The following is a 16907-nucleotide window of genomic DNA, read 5'->3' as shown; positions in this document are numbered from 1 at the left end:
GCATTAGTCAGGTCATCAATGGGCGCGCGGATCACGGATTCCGTGCGGGAGAGAGATTGTGCGCGTCCTACCCAGTGAACGTTTGATTTCCGGCAACAGCGAAGGCGATCCGCTTCCCGAGAGCCATGTCGAGCTGCCGCCGGTTATCCGCCGCACTGAATTCGTTGCGTTCGCGCTGGCCGGGCTGTTGCTGATCGCCATCGTCGCCGTGCTCTATGTCGGCCGGGCGTTCTTCCTGCCGGTTGTGATGGCGTTCGTCATCGGGACCATGCTGTCTCCGGCGGCCACCTTCCTGGAGCGAAGCAAGGTCCCACGCAGCGTCGGCGCCGTGCTGATCGTGGTCGCGGTGAGCGCGGTGGTCGCTTTCGCCGTCGCGTTGATCGCTTCGCCAGTCATGGCGTGGAGCACGCGCCTGCCGGAGCTCGGCGCGCAATTGAAGGACAAGCTGCACGTATTCGACCGGCCGCTTGCGCTCTGGCGGGAGCTGCAAGCCATGCTCGGCGGCTCGGAGGGATTGCCGAGCCTCCACATGCCCAAGATCGAGTGGGTGCAGCCGACGCTGGAATTCCTGTCACCGACCTTTACCGAATTCCTGCTGTTCTTCGTCACCCTGATCCTGTTCATCGCAAGCTGGCGCGACCTGCGGCGGGCCATGATCATGACCTTCAGCGATCATGACGCGCGGCTGCGCACGCTCCGGATCCTCAACGAGATCGAGGTCCATCTCGGCAATTATCTGCTGACCGTCACCCTCATCAATGTCGGCGTCGGCGTCGCCACCGGCCTGATCTGCGCGCTCACCGGAATGCCCAATCCGGCCGGGCTCGGCGCACTGGCGGCCACGCTCAACTTCATCCCGATCATCGGGCCCGTGGCGATGTTCGTGGTGCTGGTCGTGGTCGGGCTGATCGCCTTCCCGACCCTCGGCGGCGGCCTGATGGCCGCGCTCGCCTTCGGTGGCCTCACCTTTCTCGAGGGTCACTTCATCACGCCGACGATCATCGGGCGGCGGCTCGCCCTGAACGCGCTCGCCGTGCTGCTCGCGCTCGCGTTCTGGACCTGGCTGTGGGGGCCGATGGGCGCGTTCCTGTCGTCGCCGCTCCTGATCGTCGCGCTGATCCTGAAGGACCACCTGCTGCCGGAGAATTCGCCGCAGCTGCCGCAAGCCTGACCGGTTTCAGCGAACGGAACTTACCCGGCGACGAAACGTTCTCCGCCCATCTCAGCCGTCAACAGTTCGGAGCTCCCGATGTCCACGCCCAATGCCGAAGCCGGGATGAGAGACTGGACCGACAAAGCCACCCGAGACCGCCTCGAAAAGGATGTAGCAGCCGTGAAAAGCGATATCGCCGCCCTCACCGACCAGATCACCGACGCGCTCAATACTTTCGCAAACTCCACCAGCAAGCAGGCTCGCCGCGGCTATCGCCAGGCGCGCGAGAACATGGACTCCGCGATGGACGACATGTCCGAGCGCGGCAGCGCGATGATGGAAGCTGCACATGACGCCTACGGCTCGATCGAGGAGACGCTGGAAGAGGCGATCACGCAGCGGCCGCTGGCGACCGTCGGGCTGGCGCTCGGCATCGGCTTCCTGATCGGCGTCGCCTGGCGTCGCTAAGGATGTCGACGCCCATTTGATACGGCGGCGGCACGCCGCCGCTGCCGGCTCGTGACCATTCGGCTGGCGGGGATTGAGGAGCAACGCCATGTTTCAGCGCATCATCGACGGCATCAGCGCATCAACCGGCACGACGGTTCGGCTGACCTCCCTTGCCGCGGGCGCTGCCTTCGCGCTGCTCGTGACCACAGGCTTCCTCTGTGCCGCCGTCTTCATTTGGGTGCTGCAGAAATATGGCCCGGTGCAGGCTTGTCTTGCCGGCGCCGGCATCTTCTTTCTGTTGACCTTGGCCGCGGCAGGCTCCTATTGGAGCTACAAGCGCGAGGTGCAGAAGCGCGCCCAGATCGCGGCCGAGCGCGCCGCGAAATCGGCCGCGCAGAGCATGCTTGCAGACCCGATGCTCCTCGCCACCGGGCTCCAAATCGTTCGTGCCATCGGCGTCAAGCGGCTGCTGCCGATTCTGGCGATCGGGGGCGTCGCCCTTGGCATCCTGGCGAGCCGCGCCGGCGTGTCCGACGAGGTGTCGGCCGAACCTGCCGAGTAAAGGTCCGGCATTATAATTACTGCGAGCGCATCTATCTGCATTTCATCGAGCAAGCGGCACATTTGACGCCGTTTGGCGCGGTTCTTCCCCGCTCACGCAAACGCTACTCGGACGAGCAGGCGGTTGCCGTTAAAAGCATCATCCTGATTCCCAAAGCTATTTTGCTCAATGAAACCGTCCGTCAAGGCGAACCTCGCCGCATTCCAGCATGATGCCAGGCTCTATCTGACGCTCGGCATCGCCAATTGGTCCATATTCGTCGACCATATTCCCAACAACGTCGTCAACCTGCTGACGCTGCGCAATTTCGGCTTCAGCGGCGCGGCGGACCTGTTCGTGTTCGTGGTAGGGTATGGGGTTGCCATCATCCATGGCAGGATGGCGCTGGAACGCGGCTACCTGGTCGCGGCGACGCGCATCTTTCGCCGGGTCTGGCGGCTCTATGCCGCCTATGTCGTGCTGTTCGTGATCTATATCGATGCCATCGCCTATGTCGCCAGGCAATCGATGGCGCCGGAGATCATCCACCAATACAACATCTCCGGAATTCTCGAGCACCCGCTGCGCATCCTTGTCCGCGGTCTCGTGCTCCAGGAAGAGCCGCTGAACCTCGACCTGCTGCAGCTGATGGTCCCGCTGATGGCGTTGTTTCCGTTGGTGCTGTGGGGCCTGCTGCGAGGACCGAACCTGACGCTGGCAGCATCGGTCGCGCTGTATCTCGCCGCACGCTGGTTCGACTGGAATTTTCGGATCTATCCCGACGGAGAATGGACCTTCAATCCGCTGTGCTGGCAGATGCTGATGGTGCTGGGCGGCTGGTTCGCCGTGACGGGGGCGCCGGGCCGTGCGCTGCATGGCATGTCCTGGCTGCGGATCCTCGCCGGCGCCTACCTGGTCTTCGCGATGGCCGTCACCTTGATGCGCCATTCGCCGGCGCTGTCCGCTTACCTGCCCGATCTACTCCTCAACAGCATCGCTCCGACCGACAAGGAAAACCTCGCTCCCTATCGGGTGGTCCACTTCCTCGCCCTCGCGTTCATTGCCACCCATCTCATTCCGGCGGATCACCCCGGCCTGAGATGGAAACCGCTGCAAGCGGTGATCGCATGTGGTGAGGAATGGCTCGCGGTATTCTGCGTCGCCGTGTTCCTATCCTTCGCTGGCCACCTCATCCTAATCACCGGGCCGAACCTGGTGGTGATGCAGGTGGCGGTGAGCATCACCGGCTTCGCGGCGATGACCGGGCTCGCCTACTACATCGCCTGGTCGAAACGGCAGGATCTGCCGGCAGCCCTGCGGCAGCAGGCTCGGAGCTGATCGCTTCTCGCGACGAAATCGTGCGATTCTGCTAGGCCGAATGCCGCCCCTGCGCTATGCCGGGACCCTGCGTGAGGAGACCGGGCGTGGCGATGGCGAAAGACGGGCGTGAAGAGGCGGAGCGCGCGCCCCGGCGCGGCCGGCCAAGGTCGATCGAGACCACCAACGCCATCCTCGAAAGTGCCTATGCGCTGATGGCGGCCACCGGCCTTGCCGCCACCACCATCGATGCGATCGCACGGCACTCCAGCGTGTCCAAGATGACGATCTACAAATGGTGGCCGTCGCGGGAAGCGCTATTGATCGACGCCTTCCTCCACCATGCGTCGCAGATGCTGCCGCTGCCGCCCGCGAGCGCCGGCACGCCCGCGGCGCGCGCGCGGCGCCACGCCGCTGCCTATGCCGAGGCGCTGCAGGGCAAGTTCGGCAAGGTCCAGCTCGCCGTCGTCTCCGAATGCATCTCCAAGACCGGGTCGGCCGAGCTGTTCTACGCCCGGTACCTGCAATTCCGCCGCGACGCGCTGGTGGACATGATCGCCGCCGGCCAGAAGGACGGCAGCATTCAGGCCGAGGGTCCCCCCGAGAATCTATACGACGCGATCTATGGCAGCCTGTTCTACCGCTATATCTTCGGCATCGCGCCGATCACACCCGGCTACGCGCGCAGCCTCGTCGATCTGGTGTTACGGCCGAAGGGCTAGCTTCGCACCGGCCTGACCGGCGCCGAGATTTTATCCGTGCGGTCGCGCTCGGTCATGTCGACCACCGTCTCCATCGGCGCGGTCAATTCATAGACGTAGGAGACGTCGGTGAAGAAGCGCTTGGCGGTCCCCCCCAGCGCCTCGGGCGCGACACGGTCGAGCAAGATCAGGCCGAAATCGGAATCGGGCCGGCGCGTCGCCTCGCTGGTGTTGAACTCCTCCCAGCGGAAATGGAAGACCTCATCGCCCTCCTCGCCGGTCACCGTCCAGTTCGCGGTGATGTGCGGATGCTTGCCGACCAGCGACAGGCCCTCGTCGGAATGCGAGGCGAGCTCGAAGAACAGCAGCGACAGGCTTTGTGCGGCACGCGCGCTGACCGCGATGTCGGGGCCGGTGACGGCGATGCGATCGGCATGCGGAATCGCGCGCGCCTCGAACAGGCCCTTCAACTTGACACCCTGCCACTGGCTCTCGCTGAGCAGCGACACCACATTGGACATGGCGTGGATGCGCCCGATCAGGAGCTCGCGCGCGATGTCGATGTCCGAGCCGTGACGCAAGGTGCGCGTCACGATCGACTGGATCACCGCCAGGATGTTCTTGACGCGGTGGTTGAGCTCGTCGATCACCGCGGTCAACCGCCGCTCGAAGCCGATCCTGACCTGGATCTCCCGGCTGAGCCGCAGATTGTTGTAGGCGACGTAACCGAACAGGCCGCACACCATTGCGGTGATGGCAAAACCGATCGCCGCTACGATGATGGCGGTCTGCTCGGCGCGGCGCACCGAATTGGTCTTCGCGTAATAGCCGAGCTGCCAATCGCGGCCACCGAAGCTCACCGTGCGCGTCGCCGACGGCGCCCCGTCCGCCGCCGCGATCCGCGTCGAGACCACGCCCTGATCATTGGCGATCAGCTCGCCGCCATCCTTGCGCGGATCCCTGAGCGCCACCGCGAACAGCGACATGTCGTCATTGGCCAGCATCAGCGAGGCGAGCTCGTAGGAAAATGTGACGAAGCCGGCCGGCTCCGTCGCACCCTCGGGAACGACTGGCGCGGCCACGATGATGCCGATCGGACCGTTTCCGCGGATCAACGGCACCGGGTCGGAGGCAACTGACCTCTTTTGGGCGCGCGCCCGCGTGAGCATCGCGCTGCGAACCGGATCCTGATCGTAGCTGCGGCCGGGCAAGGCCGTGGTCTCGTTGCTGCGCGGCTCGAGATCCAACAGCACGTCGATCGGCTGGGTGACATCGGCAGGATTGATCGGCTTGTCGTCAAACGAGCGGATCTGCGGATTCGGGAAGCCGGCGCTGGCGATGGCGGCTTGCGCGGCCGCAAGCTCGTTCGGCTTCAGCCGGGCGATCCAGCCGGCCACCACAAAGTCGGTCTTGAAGGCGTAGATCGCCGAGCGCAGCGGCTCCAGCATGTTCGGCTTGATCACCGACGGCGCGCGGAACAGGCCCGAGGCGACACGCGCGAGCAGCTCCCGCTCGGTCAGGCGGTCCTGAACCAGGCTCGCATGCACGTCGATCGCACGCGCCAGCGCGATCCGGTCCAGCGCCAGCTCCTGGTCGTGGACGCGATAAGCCGCAAGCCCGGAGAGCAAGGCCCCGAGCAGAGCGATGAAGCCGATGATGAAACCCAGCCTGACCACGCGATTACTCAGGCGAAAGCAGGAAGTCGGCAATGAACACGGAGCACATGAACGCCGCTCGAACGGCCAGAGGCCGAAGCAGGGTAAATCCCAGTGGCGGAGATAATGAAGGAGGAGGCATCAGTACGCAACTTGGGTCGCCTGGAAAGCTTAATCCGTCCGGCCGATGGTCTGGCCGGGATGAATTCGCCCCGGGCGCCGGAGGTAGTTAATCGCCGTGTCCGAAATTTGTTCCGCGGTTGCGGCACGGCCCAGGCGTTAACGGCGAAAAACGCCTGCGCCAACTGGTCGCGTCCGGTCAGCCCGTCCGTTTCAGGCCGCCTTTGGCCTCAATGAAGCCGACGATTCGGTCGAGCCCCTCGCTCTTCTTGAGGTTGGTCATGACGAAGGGACGCTCGCCGCGCATGCGCCTGGCGTCCGTCTCCATCTTCTCCAGGGACGCCCCGACATGGGGCGCAAGGTCGGTCTTGTTGATGACCAGGAGGTCGGACCGGGTGATGCCCGGGCCGCCCTTGGACGGGATCTTGTCGCCGGCGGCGACGTCGATGACGTAGATGGTGAGGTCGGCCAGCTCCGGGGAAAAAGTGGCAGCGAGATTGTCGCCGCCGGATTCGATCAGCACGAGGTCAAGTCCGGGAAACTTGGCGCGCATGTCCGCGACCGCAGCGAGATTCATCGAGGCATCCTCGCGGATCGCCGTATGCGGACAGCCGCCGGTCTCGACGCCGGCGATGCGATCCGGCGTCAGCGATCCCGAACGCACCAGGAACTCCGCATCCCATTTGGTGTAGATGTCGTTGGTGATCGCCGCAATGTCATAGCGCTCGCGCATGGTCTTGCAGAGCAGGTCCATCAGCGCGGTCTTGCCCGATCCGACCGGACCGCCGACACCGACACGCAGGGGACCGTGAGATTTCGCCATGTGACTTGTTCTCTCCTGATGACTTGACGGCCGCACCGCTCACGACCGAAACAAGCGGGTATACTGCGTCTCGTGCCGCAGGCTGGCGAGATCGGCGCGGAACGTCGCGCTGCCGAGATCGTCCAGGGTTGCATTCAGCGCGCGATTGGCGGTGGCGGCGACGGCGGCTTCCAGCTTCACCAGCACACGCTGGCTATCGGTCTGGCCGAGCGGAATGAGCCGGCTGGCGGCGGAAATCCAGTTCGAGACCAGCGCATGCAGGAAGGCGTGCAGCGTCGGCGCCAACGGCACGGCGTGCATCGCGGCAACCACACCGACCGCGACTGGATAGACCAATGGCGCGCTGCATGCCGCGACCGTCGCGTCCAGTCCGTCGGCATCCCACGCGGCGCGCGAGATGTCGATGAAGGCGCGACCCTGCGAGGTCGTCTCCAGCTGCCGCTCGCGCGACGGCACGAAGGCGCTCGCGAGCTCGGCGATCTCGTTCAATGCGGCCGTCTCGCCCGATTCCGTGGCGCGATAGGCGTGGACCAGAAACGTGGCGTCACAGAAGCCGGAGCCGTCGCCGAGCATCGCATCGAGCCAATCCGCCAGCGTCGTCGTGTCGGTGACGTCGCCCGCCTCGACCGCCCATTCGATGCCGCTGGAATAGGAGAAGCCGCCGACCGGGAACGCCGGCGACAGCCAGGTCATCAGCCGGTACAGCGCCGCCGCCTCGCCCTCGGCAAGATCACCGGCGCCGACCGGCTCATTTGTGGTCATGAGCATGCTTGTGGCCGTGGTGATGATCGGGATGATCGCAATGCTCGTCGTGGTGATGGTGGTGCTCGTGGCCATGGTCATGCGAGCCATGATCATGGTGGTGACCATGGTCATGGTGATGATGGCCGTGATCGTGATGCGCATGGTCGTGTCCATGCGCGTGGCCGGCATCGGCGTAGGCGCCGCCTTCGGGATCGAACGGCGCCTCGATCTCGATCACACGCGCGCCAAGGCCCTTCACCATCGCCTCGATGACGTGATCGCGGCGAATGCGCAGGGCCTTGGCCATGATCTGGGTCGGCAGATGACGGTTGCCGAGATGCCAGCCGACGCGCACGAGGTGGTGCGGATCGCGGCCGCGGATTTCGAGCAGCGGCTCGGGCGCCGCGACCACCTCGATCAGCCTTCCGTCCTCCAGCACCAGCGCATCGCCGCCGCGCAGCGCGACGGCATGTTCCAGGTCGAGCAGGAATTCGAGACCACGCGTTCCGGTCATCGTCATGCGGCGGCGGTGCCGGTCGTCGAAATCGAGCACAACCGTGTCCACTGGTGCTTCCGTGAAACGGTGCTGTCCCCTGACCTGCGTCGCCCGGATCATGCGTCTTACCTCTTTACCGTGTCTCGACCTTCTCGGGCGTGATGTATTCGATCTTCGGCGGCGCCGTGAAGCATTTCACCGCAACGCGGCCGAACGTCTTCATGTGCTCGGCAGCGCGATGCGGCCCCAGCGCCTCCATATTCTCCCACTGCTCGACGAACACCATCTTGGCAGGGTCCGTGACGCTCTCATGCAGGTCATAGGCGATATTGCCGGGCTCCTTCCGCGTCTCCTTGATGCAGGCGGTGGCGGCTGCAATGAATTCGGCGCGCGTCTCGGGCTTGATGGTCAGGGTGGCAACGACGTAGATCACGAGAAATCCTCCCGGCTTTTCTTCTGAGGGTTACGATACCGGGCGGGACATTAGACCAGGCGGGACCGAACGCAAAACCGCAAAAGCCGTCCCCGGACACCGCCGGGGACATGCGTCGAGGCGCTATTTCAGTACATGAAATATCGCTGCGCCATCGGGAGCACTTCGGCCGGCGCACAGGTGAGCAACTCGCCATCGGCGCGCACTTCATAGGTCTCCGGATCGACCTCGATATTGGGCGTCGCGTCGTTGTGGATCATGCTCTTCTTGGAGATCTTGCCGCGGGTGTTCTGGACCGCATAGAGCTTCTTCTCGATGCCGAGCTTTCGCGCGAGGCCACCGGTGACCGCGGCCTTGGAGGTGAACACCACCGAGGATGCCGTACGCGCCTTGCCGAACGCGCCGAACATCGGCTGGTAATGCACCGGCTGCGGCGTCGGGATCGAGGCGTTGGGATCGCCCATGGGCGCCGCGACGATCGTGCCGCCCTTGACGATGCAATCCGGCTTGACGCCGAAGAAGGCCGGCGACCACAGCACGAGATCGGCAAGCTTGCCCTTCTCGACTGAGCCGATCAGCTTCGACACGCCATGCGCGATCGCCGGATTGATCGTGTACTTGGCGATGTAGCGCTTGACGCGGAAATTGTCGTTGTCCTTGCCCTTGTCCTGCGGCAGCGAGCCGCGCTGCTTCTTCATCTTGTCGGCGGTCTGCCAGGTCCGGATGATGACCTCGCCGAGGCGGCCCATGGCCTGCGAGTCCGAGGACATCATCGAGAGCGCGCCGAGGTCGTGCAGGATGTCTTCGGCCGCGATCGTCTCCTTGCGGATGCGGCTCTCGGCGAACGCCAGATCTTCGGCGATGGAGGGATCGAGATGGTGGCACACCATCAGCATGTCCAGATGCTCGTCGATGGTGTTGCGGGTGAAGGGCCGCGTCGGGTTGGTCGACGACGGCAGCACGTTCTTCAGCCCGGCCACCTTGATGATATCAGGGGCATGGCCGCCGCCAGCGCCTTCGGTGTGGAAGGCGTGGATGGTGCGGCCCTTGAAGGCCTTGATCGTGTCCTCAACGAAGCCGGATTCGTTCAGCGTGTCGGTGTGGATCATCACCTGGATGTCGTGATCGTCGGCCACCGACAGGCAATTGTCGATCGCGGCCGGCGTGGTGCCCCAGTCCTCGTGCAGCTTCAGCGCACAGGCGCCGGCCCTGATCATCTCGACCAGCGCGGCGGGGCGCGACGCGTTGCCCTTGCCGGAAATGCCGAGATTGACCGGGAAGGCGTCGAACGACTGGATCATCCGCGCGATGTGCCAGGGACCGGGCGTGCAGGTGGTGGCGAAGGTGCCATGCGAGGGACCGGTGCCGCCGCCCAGCATCGAGGTGACACCTGACATCAGCGCGTGCTCGATCTGCTGCGGGCAGATGAAATGGATGTGGCTGTCGAAGCCGCCGGCGGTGAGGATCTTGCCCTCACCCGCGATCACGTCGGTGCCGGGACCGATGATGATGGTGACGCCCGGCTGGATATCGGGATTGCCGGCCTTGCCGATGCCAGCGATCATGCCGTCCTTGATGGCGACGTCGGCCTTCACGATGCCCCAATGGTCCACGATCAACGCATTGGTGATGACCGTATCGGCCGCGCCCTGCCTGTTCGTGACCTGCGACTGGCCCATGCCGTCGCGGATCACCTTGCCGCCGCCGAACTTCACCTCCTCGCCATAGGTGGTGAAATCCTTCTCGACCTCGATGATGAGGTCGGTGTCGGCCAGCCGCACCTTGTCGCCGGTGGTCGGACCGAACATGTCGGCATAGACGGAACGCTTCATCTTGACGGACATCACAAGCCCCGTTTGCGATTGAATGTCTGGTTGGTCACAGCAAGGCCTTTGCTGCTTTCACGGCATCATCGAATTTTTCGTCGAGCCACGCATTGCCGCCGCGGCACCCAGCCACGACCTTCGTGGCCCAGGCGATATAGTCGGCGAGATCTTCGCGCTCCCCAGCACTCGGATCGGTTTGAATGCGCGCGCCCGTATTGCTGATCTTGTCGGCGATCTTGATCAGCTTGGCGCCCGGCGACTTGTGGGGCGCGTCCTCGATCTGCTTCTGCCGCCGCTTCGCTTTCGGCAAGCTCATGTCATCGGTGCACTCGGCAACGAGGGACGCGACCCGATCGGAAAATCTCTGCGCGAGTTCCTCGCGCGTGGTGTCGGTGTCCTCGATCGTGTCGTGCAGCCAGCCGGCCGCGACCAGCTCGGCATCGGCGCCGTCGGTCGCAGTCGCGAGCAGATTCGCGACCTCTGCGAGATGATTAATATAGGGCTCATTGCCGCGGCCCTTGCGCGCCATGCCGTTATGGCGCTGCGCGGCGAGCTCGGCAGCTTCCGAGACGAGGCGGATTGGTGAGAGCATGGAAATACCTCCGTTTCCGCCTCAACCATGCCGCGGCGTGCTCGTTCCTGCGGAGGTCACAGCTTCCCCATCACATCGCCGCGGAAGCCGTAGATCGTCTTCTTGCCGGCCATGGCGACGAGCTGGACGTCGCGGGTCTGGCCGGGTTCGAAGCGGACGGCGGTGCCGGCGGCGATGTCGAGGCGCATGCCGCGCGCCTTCTTGCGGTCGAACTTCAGCGCGGGGTTGGTCTCGAAGAAATGGTAGTGCGAGCCAACCTGGATCGGGCGGTCGCCGGTATTGGCGACCGTCAGCGTCACGGTCTTGCGGCCGGCGTTGAGCTCGATCTCGCCGTCCTGGATGAAGAGTTCGCCGGGGATCATGTGCTACCTCGTCTTGCTCCGCTGCGTCATGGCCGGGCTTGTCCCGGCCATCCACGTGTTGGCGTCTGGTTTGATAGTCGTGGATGCCCGGGACAAGCCCGGGCATGACGATGTTGATACAATCTCGCGCTTCAACGGATCGGCTCGTGCACGGTGACGAGCTTGGTGCCGTCAGGAAAAGTTGCCTCGACCTGGATGTCGTGGATCATCTCGGGAATGCCCGGCATCACCTGGTCGCGGGTCAGCACCTGCGCGCCTGACTGCATCAGCTCGGCGACGGTGCGGCCGTCGCGCGCGCCTTCCAGAATGAAATCGGAGATGATCGCGATCGCCTCGGGATGGTTGAGCTTGACGCCGCGGTCCAGCCGGCGGCGGGCCACGATCGCGGCCATCGAGATCAGAAGCTTGTCCTTTTCGCGGGGAGACAGATTCATGCGACATCTCTTCCGTTCAACACGTCAATTCAACCAGTCTAGTTCAGCCAGAGCCGCGGCAGGGCCGCACCGGTGCGCGCCAGCACCGTCATCATGTCGGCGCGCAAGCGCGCCGCATCTTGGGCACAGAACCGCGCCATTGCAAAGCCATTCCAGGCCGAGATTCCGACCTCGCCGGAGAACGATTCCGACGCCTCCCGGATACGCTCGACCAGAGCCTCGTCGCCGGGCACGATCAGGGCTGTGCCGATCGCCGAGCCACCTTTAGCGACCGCGGGCCGTGCAAGCTTGGCACCGATATCGCCGTCGAGCCGGACCGTCTCGGCGAACACCAGCCGCCCGCCGCGGCGTAGCCGCCAGCGGTCGACGAACTCGCCCTGCTGCATCCGCTCGCCCATGGCGGTGCGGCCGAACACGACGATCTCGCACAGCAGGAGCGAGGCCGCCTCGTCGAGATCGATATCGAAGCGGCGCTGGACGCGGGCACGGTCGAACAAAATCGTCTCCTGGGGCAGCCAGGCAAGATGCGCGCCCGCGCCGACCTTCAGGGCGATGTTGAGCTGCGCTGCCGCTCCGGGTGTGCGATAGACCTTTTCGGCGGCCGCTGTGGTCAGTGTCAGCCGCGCGCCATCCGCCGCCGCGATGTTGATATCAAAACTGTCCCCGCCGGCGACCCCACCGGCCGTGTTGACGAACACGCCGGACAGACCCTGATCTTCCGGCGAGGGAAAGCGGACGCGGAGCGAACCGGATTCATGCAAGGCGCCGCGACGCGTCACGCCGTCGCGCGCATGCACGTCGAAGCGCACCGCGCCACGGGCGCGGTTGGCCTCGAACAGCGTGGACGTGGCCGACAATTCGCTGCGCATCCGCCTCCCCCAGCCGGTCGCGGCAGAATGGCCTACAGCGCCATCTGGCGGCTGATCTCGGCCGGATCGAGATTGGAGCGGTCGCAGGTGAACTTCACCGCGCCGCGATCCATCACCGCGAAACTGTCGCCGAGTTCGCAGGCAAAGTCGAGATATTGTTCGACCAGCACGATGGCGATGTTGCCGAGATTGCGCAAATAGGAAATGGCGCGGCCGATGTCCTTGATGATCGAGGGTTGGATGCCTTCGGTGGGCTCGTCGAGCAAAAGCAGTTTTGGCCGCATCACCAGCGCGCGGCCGATCGCGAGCTGCTGCTGCTGGCCGCCGGAGAGGTCGCCGCCGCGCCGGCCGAGCATGGATTGCAGCACCGGAAACAGCGAGAACACGTCGTCCGGAATGTGCTTGTCCTCGCGCTTGAGCGGGCCGAAGCCGGTCTTGAGGTTCTCCTCGACTGTCAGCAGCGGGAAGATCTCGCGGCCCTGCGGTACGAAGCCGATGCCCTTGCGCGCCCGCTCGTACGGCCTGAGGCCGGTGATATCGCTGCCGTCGAACACGATTGCGCCCGAGGAGATCGGATATTGCCCGACCATCGCGCGCAGCAGCGAGGTCTTGCCGACGCCGTTGCGCCCGAGCACGCAGGTGACCTTGCCGGGCTTGGCCGAGATCGAGACGCCGCGCAGCGCCTGGGCAGCACCGTAAAACAGGTTGATGTCTTTCACTTCAAGCATCGGAAACACCTTTGCGGGCGAATAGCGAATGGCGAGTAGCGAATAGGAGAAGCGGCCAGTCCATTCGCCATTCCCTATTCGCCATTCGCTACCTTCCCAAATACACTTCGATGACCCTCTCGTTGGACGAGACCTGGTCGATGGTCCCTTCCGCGAGCACCGTGCCTTCGTGCAGGCAGGTGACTTTGACGCCGAGCTCGCGCACGAAGGTCATGTCGTGCTCGACCACCATGACGGTGTGGGTCTTGTTGATTTCCTTCAGCAGCTCGGCGGTGAGATGCGTCTCGACGTCGGTCATTCCCGCGACGGGCTCGTCGACCAGCAGCAGTTTCGGATCCTGCGCCAGCAGCATGCCGATCTCCAGCCATTGCTTCTGGCCGTGGCTGAGGCTGCCGGCGAGACGATTGCGAGCCTCGGTGAGGCGGATCGTCTCCAGCACCTTGTCGATACGCTCGGACTCCGCCTTGCTGCCGCGCCAGAACAGCGTGCCGCGGACCGAATGGTCGACATTGAGCGCCAGCAGGAGGTTGTCCTGCACGGTCTGGCTCTCGAACACGGTCGGCTTCTGGAATTTGCGGCCGATGCCGAGCTCGGCGATGCGGGTCTCGTCGAGCCGCGTCAGGTCGGTGACGCCGTCGAACAGCACGGTGCCTTCATCCGGCTTGGTCTTGCCGGTGATGATGTCCATCATCGTGGTCTTGCCGGCGCCGTTCGGGCCGATGATGGCGCGCATCTCGCCGGGCTCGAGCGTCAGCGATAGATTGTTGATGGCGTGGAAACCGTCGAAGGAGACGTGCACGCCGTCCAGATAGAGCATCGCGGAGGTCGCGCGGGTGTCCATGACGTTCATGACCGCTTACTCCGCCATCTTGGGTTCGGTGACGCCGTCTTCGGCCGCAGCGCTCACGGAGGTCGCGGGGGTGCGTTTTTCCTTCGACTGATCCCACCAGGCATTGAAGGTGCCGACGATGCCCTTGGGCAGCAGCAGCGTCACCAGGATGAACAATGCGCCCAGCATGAACAGCCAGTACGGCGCGAGCACGCCCGAGGTGAAGAACGTCTTGGCGTAGTTGACGACGACGGCGCCGAGCGCCGCGCCGACCAGCGTGCCGCGGCCGCCGACCGCGACCCAGATCACCGCCTCGATCGAATTGCCCGGTGCGAATTCGCTCGGATTGATGATGCCGACCTGCGGCACGTAGAGCGCGCCGGCGACGCCGGCCATGCAGGCCGACACCGTGAACACGAACAGCTTGTAGGATTCGACGCGGTAGCCAAGGAAGCGCGTGCGCGATTCCGCGTCGCGCACGGCAATCAAGACCATGCCGAGCTTGGAGGAGACGATGGCGCGGCAGATCAGGAAGCCGATGATCAGCGCCAGGCAGCTCAGCGCGAACAGCGCGGCGCGCGTCCCCTCCGCCTGCACGTTGAAGCCCAGGATATCCTTGAAGTCGGTCAGGCCGTTATTGCCGCCAAAACCAAAGTCGTTGCGGAAGAAGGCGAGCAGCAGCGCGTAGGTCATCGCCTGCGTGATGATCGACAGATAAACGCCGGTGACACGGGAGCGGAAGGCGAGCCAGCCGAAGCAGAAGGCGAGCAAGCCGGGCACGACCAGCACCATCAGCGCGGCGAACCAGAACATGTCGAAGCCGTACCAGTACCAGGGCAGCTTCTCCCAGTTCAGGAACACCATGAAATCCGGCAGGATCGGATTGCCGTAGACGCCGCGGGTGCCGATCTGCCGCATCAGGTACATGCCCATGGCGTAGCCGCCGAGCGCGAAGAAGGCGCCGTGGCCGAGCGAGAGGATGCCGCAATAGCCCCAGATCAGGTCGATCGACAGCGCCAGGATGGCGTAGCAGACATACTTGCCCCAGAGCGCGACGAGATAGGTCGGCACCTGCAGGAACGAGCCCGCGGGCAGCAGCAGGTTGGAGAGCGGGATGAGGATGCCGCAGGCGGCGACGATTGCGAGAAAGATCGCCGCGCTGCGGTCCAGCGATCGCGTCAGCATGTGAGGGGTCATGCTTCCACCGCACGGCCCTTGAGCGCGAACAGGCCGCGCGGCCGCTTTTGAATGAACAGGATGATGAGAACCAGGATCGCGATCTTGCCGAGCACGGCACCGGCGACCGGCTCCAGGAACTTGTTGGCGATGCCGAGCGTGAAGGCGCCGACCAGCGTGCCCCAGAGATTGCCGACCCCGCCGAACACCACGACCATGAAGCTGTCGATGATGTAGCTCTGGCCGAGATTGGGGCTGACATTGTCGATCTGCGACAGCGCCACGCCGGCGATGCCGGCAATGCCCGAACCGAGGCCGAAGGTCAGCGCGTCGACGCGCGAGGTGGCGATGCCCATGGAAGCCGCCATGCGGCGGTTCTGCGTCACCGCGCGCATTTCGAGGCCCAGCGCGGTGTAGCGCAGCATCGCGAGCAGGATCGCGAACACGGCGAGCGTGAAGAGAAGGATCCAGAGCCGGTTATAGGTGATGGTGATCTGGCCGAGCTCGAACGCGCCGCTCATCCAGGAGGGGTTGCCGACCTCGCGGTTGGTCGGGCCGAACATGGTGCGCACCGCCTGCTGCAGCACCAGCGAGAGGCCCCAGGTCGCGAGCAGCGTCTCGAGCGGGCGGCCGTAGAGGAAGCGGATGATGCTGCGCTCGATCAGCACCCCGATCGCGCCGGCGACGAGGAAGGCAAGCGGCACGGCGATCAAGAGCGAATAGTCGAACAGGCCGGGATAGCGGGTGCGGATCACCTCCTGCACCACGAAGGTGGTGTAGGCTCCGATCATCACCATCTCGCCGTGCGCCATGTTGATGACGCCCATCACGCCGAATGTGATGGCGAGCCCGATCGCGGCGAGCAGCAGCACCGAGCCGAGCGAGAGGCCGTACCAGGCATTCTGCACCATCGACCAGACCGCGAGCGAATTCTGGATCGAGCCGATCGCGCTCGCGGCGGCCTTGGTGACCGAGGCCGGCTGGTCGCCCATGCCGGTGAGCAGCGCCAGCGCATCCTGGTCGCCCCGCGCCTTGAGGGTCGCGACCGCTTCGAGCTTCTCGACCTCGGTGGCGTCGGACTTGAACAGTAGGATCGCGGCGCGGGCCTCAGCGAGCGCCACCTTGACGGATTTGTTGGCTTCCTTGGCAAGCGCGGCATCGACCGCCTCGAGCGCGGTCTCCTCGTGCGACTTGAAGACGGACTGCGCGGCCTGCAGGCGCGTGCCGACGTCCGGAGACTGCAGCGTCAGGCTGCCGAGCGCGGCATCGACGCTGCGGCGCAGGCGGTTGTTGAGGCGAACCGCGCTCGCACTGTCGGGAACGCTGGCAACGGCCTCGCCGGTCGCAGCGTCGATCGACTTGCCGTCTCCATCAGTGACGTACACCTTCTTGCTGTCGGGATCGGCCATGAGGCGACCGTCCTGAAGCGCATTGATGATCGGAAAAGCCAGCTTGCTGCCGCTGCCCGCGATCACACCGATCGCCTCTTCCGTGTCGGAAAAATCATCGTTGGCGAATTTGGCGACCGCATCCTCGAAAGGACCGGCGAAGGCCGGCAGCGCGAACGCAATCAGAAACAACGAGAGTGCAAGCGAACAGAGACGAGCAGACAAATGGGCTGGCACTGTGAATGACCCCGGCAGAAATGAGTGGAGAAG

Annotated in this window: 19 protein-coding genes; 5 read left to right on the top strand and 14 right to left on the bottom strand. The window is 64.6% G+C overall.

Annotated features, from left to right (window positions below; all coding sequences use genetic code 11):
• Positions 1-58: 58 nt before the first annotated feature.
• The 5 genes from ACVWYQ_RS28390 (at position 59) to ACVWYQ_RS28370 (ending at position 4183) form a co-directional block, all read left to right on the top strand.
• Positions 59-1171, top strand: coding sequence for an AI-2E family transporter (locus ACVWYQ_RS28390; protein ID WP_404545899.1), 1113 nt, complete (start codon positions 59-61; stop codon positions 1169-1171).
• Between the two features lie 78 nt (positions 1172-1249).
• Positions 1250-1621, top strand: coding sequence for a DUF883 family protein (locus ACVWYQ_RS28385; protein ID WP_035998171.1), 372 nt, complete (start codon positions 1250-1252; stop codon positions 1619-1621).
• Between the two features lie 88 nt (positions 1622-1709).
• A complete protein-coding gene (locus ACVWYQ_RS28380) occupies positions 1710-2165 on the top strand; it encodes a hypothetical protein (protein ID WP_057028148.1) in 456 nt (151 codons plus the stop codon).
• Positions 2166-2333: 168 nt separating this feature from the next.
• Positions 2334-3482, top strand: coding sequence for an OpgC domain-containing protein (locus ACVWYQ_RS28375; protein WP_271542848.1), 1149 nt, complete (start codon positions 2334-2336; stop codon positions 3480-3482).
• A gap of 92 nt (positions 3483-3574) precedes the next feature.
• Complete coding sequence (locus tag ACVWYQ_RS28370) at positions 3575-4183, top strand: TetR/AcrR family transcriptional regulator (RefSeq protein WP_271543087.1); 609 nt, start codon at positions 3575-3577, stop codon at positions 4181-4183.
• Here the strand turns inward: ACVWYQ_RS28370 and ACVWYQ_RS28365 are convergent.
• From ACVWYQ_RS28365 to urtB, 14 genes are all read right to left on the bottom strand, one after another.
• Positions 4180-5838: a CHASE domain-containing protein gene (locus ACVWYQ_RS28365; protein WP_057028151.1), complete on the bottom strand. Its 1659-nt coding sequence runs from the start codon at positions 5836-5838 to the stop codon at positions 4180-4182. The genes ACVWYQ_RS28370 and ACVWYQ_RS28365 overlap by 4 nt on opposite strands.
• Before the next feature lie 298 nt (positions 5839-6136).
• Positions 6137-6760, bottom strand: coding sequence for an urease accessory protein UreG (gene ureG, locus ACVWYQ_RS28360; RefSeq protein WP_271542847.1), 624 nt, complete (start codon positions 6758-6760; stop codon positions 6137-6139).
• 39 nt (positions 6761-6799) lie between these two features.
• Positions 6800-7528, bottom strand: coding sequence for an urease accessory protein UreF (locus tag ACVWYQ_RS28355; protein WP_109142435.1), 729 nt, complete (start codon positions 7526-7528; stop codon positions 6800-6802).
• A complete protein-coding gene (locus ACVWYQ_RS28350; protein ID WP_271542846.1) occupies positions 7509-8120 on the bottom strand; it encodes an urease accessory protein UreE in 612 nt (203 codons plus the stop codon). Before ACVWYQ_RS28350 ends, ACVWYQ_RS28355 begins: the two co-directional genes overlap by 20 nt.
• 13 nt (positions 8121-8133) lie before the next feature.
• A complete protein-coding gene (locus ACVWYQ_RS28345) occupies positions 8134-8433 on the bottom strand; it encodes a putative quinol monooxygenase (protein WP_035998129.1) in 300 nt (99 codons plus the stop codon).
• Between the two features lie 128 nt (positions 8434-8561).
• On the bottom strand, positions 8562-10277 hold the full coding sequence (ureC, locus tag ACVWYQ_RS28340; protein WP_271542845.1) for an urease subunit alpha: 1716 nt from the start codon (positions 10275-10277) through the stop codon (positions 8562-8564).
• Between the two features lie 34 nt (positions 10278-10311).
• Positions 10312-10851 carry an HD domain-containing protein gene (locus ACVWYQ_RS28335; protein WP_157283712.1) on the bottom strand — a complete coding sequence of 180 codons (540 nt, stop codon included), beginning with the start codon at positions 10849-10851 and terminating at the stop codon, positions 10312-10314.
• A 56-nt stretch (positions 10852-10907) separates the two neighbouring features.
• Positions 10908-11213 carry an urease subunit beta gene (locus tag ACVWYQ_RS28330; RefSeq protein WP_026202067.1) on the bottom strand — a complete coding sequence of 102 codons (306 nt, stop codon included), beginning with the start codon at positions 11211-11213 and terminating at the stop codon, positions 10908-10910.
• A gap of 131 nt (positions 11214-11344) precedes the next feature.
• A complete protein-coding gene (locus ACVWYQ_RS28325; protein WP_007605424.1) occupies positions 11345-11647 on the bottom strand; it encodes an urease subunit gamma in 303 nt (100 codons plus the stop codon).
• 38 nt (positions 11648-11685) lie between these two features.
• A complete protein-coding gene (locus ACVWYQ_RS28320; RefSeq protein WP_271542844.1) occupies positions 11686-12516 on the bottom strand; it encodes an urease accessory protein UreD in 831 nt (276 codons plus the stop codon).
• Between the two features lie 32 nt (positions 12517-12548).
• Entirely contained in the window at positions 12549-13244 is a 696-nt protein-coding gene (gene urtE, locus ACVWYQ_RS28315; RefSeq protein WP_271542843.1) for an urea ABC transporter ATP-binding subunit UrtE, read from the bottom strand.
• An 88-nt stretch (positions 13245-13332) separates the two neighbouring features.
• Entirely contained in the window at positions 13333-14094 is a 762-nt protein-coding gene (gene urtD, locus ACVWYQ_RS28310; RefSeq protein WP_018646608.1) for an urea ABC transporter ATP-binding protein UrtD, read from the bottom strand.
• A gap of 6 nt (positions 14095-14100) precedes the next feature.
• On the bottom strand, positions 14101-15270 hold the full coding sequence (urtC, locus tag ACVWYQ_RS28305; RefSeq protein ID WP_404545892.1) for an urea ABC transporter permease subunit UrtC: 1170 nt from the start codon (positions 15268-15270) through the stop codon (positions 14101-14103).
• A complete protein-coding gene (gene urtB, locus ACVWYQ_RS28300) occupies positions 15267-16874 on the bottom strand; it encodes an urea ABC transporter permease subunit UrtB (RefSeq protein ID WP_271542841.1) in 1608 nt (535 codons plus the stop codon). The genes urtC and urtB overlap by 4 nt, the downstream gene beginning before the upstream one ends.
• Positions 16875-16907: the final 33 nt, after the last annotated feature.

It is taken from the genome of Bradyrhizobium sp. USDA 3397 (genome assembly GCF_054060965.1).
The sequence above is the reverse complement of the archived record's forward strand: the minus strand, read 5'-3'. Positions and strand labels throughout refer to the sequence as shown.

Excerpts from the sequence above, each read along its gene's own strand:
- ACVWYQ_RS28380 (WP_057028148.1), top strand. The coding sequence starts at position 1,710 with ATGTTTCAGCGCATCATCGACGGCATCAGCGCATCAACCGGCACGACG.
- urtC (WP_404545892.1), bottom strand. The coding sequence starts at position 15,270 with ATGACCCCTCACATGCTGACGCGATCGCTGGACCGCAGCGCGGCGATC.
- ureC (WP_271542845.1), bottom strand. The coding sequence starts at position 10,277 with ATGTCCGTCAAGATGAAGCGTTCCGTCTATGCCGACATGTTCGGTCCG.
- ACVWYQ_RS28325 (WP_007605424.1), bottom strand. The coding sequence starts at position 11,647 with ATGAATCTGTCTCCCCGCGAAAAGGACAAGCTTCTGATCTCGATGGCC.
- ACVWYQ_RS28385 (WP_035998171.1), top strand. The coding sequence starts at position 1,250 with ATGTCCACGCCCAATGCCGAAGCCGGGATGAGAGACTGGACCGACAAA.
- ACVWYQ_RS28330 (WP_026202067.1), bottom strand. The coding sequence starts at position 11,213 with ATGATCCCCGGCGAACTCTTCATCCAGGACGGCGAGATCGAGCTCAAC.
- ACVWYQ_RS28320 (WP_271542844.1), bottom strand. The coding sequence starts at position 12,516 with ATGCGCAGCGAATTGTCGGCCACGTCCACGCTGTTCGAGGCCAACCGC.
- ACVWYQ_RS28375 (WP_271542848.1), top strand. The coding sequence starts at position 2,334 with ATGAAACCGTCCGTCAAGGCGAACCTCGCCGCATTCCAGCATGATGCC.
- ACVWYQ_RS28350 (WP_271542846.1), bottom strand. The coding sequence starts at position 8,120 with ATGATCCGGGCGACGCAGGTCAGGGGACAGCACCGTTTCACGGAAGCA.
- ACVWYQ_RS28370 (WP_271543087.1), top strand. The coding sequence starts at position 3,575 with ATGGCGAAAGACGGGCGTGAAGAGGCGGAGCGCGCGCCCCGGCGCGGC.
- ACVWYQ_RS28355 (WP_109142435.1), bottom strand. The coding sequence starts at position 7,528 with ATGCTCATGACCACAAATGAGCCGGTCGGCGCCGGTGATCTTGCCGAG.
- urtD (WP_018646608.1), bottom strand. The coding sequence starts at position 14,094 with ATGAACGTCATGGACACCCGCGCGACCTCCGCGATGCTCTATCTGGAC.
- urtE (WP_271542843.1), bottom strand. The coding sequence starts at position 13,244 with ATGCTTGAAGTGAAAGACATCAACCTGTTTTACGGTGCTGCCCAGGCG.
- ureG (WP_271542847.1), bottom strand. The coding sequence starts at position 6,760 with ATGGCGAAATCTCACGGTCCCCTGCGTGTCGGTGTCGGCGGTCCGGTC.
- ACVWYQ_RS28335 (WP_157283712.1), bottom strand. The coding sequence starts at position 10,851 with ATGCTCTCACCAATCCGCCTCGTCTCGGAAGCTGCCGAGCTCGCCGCG.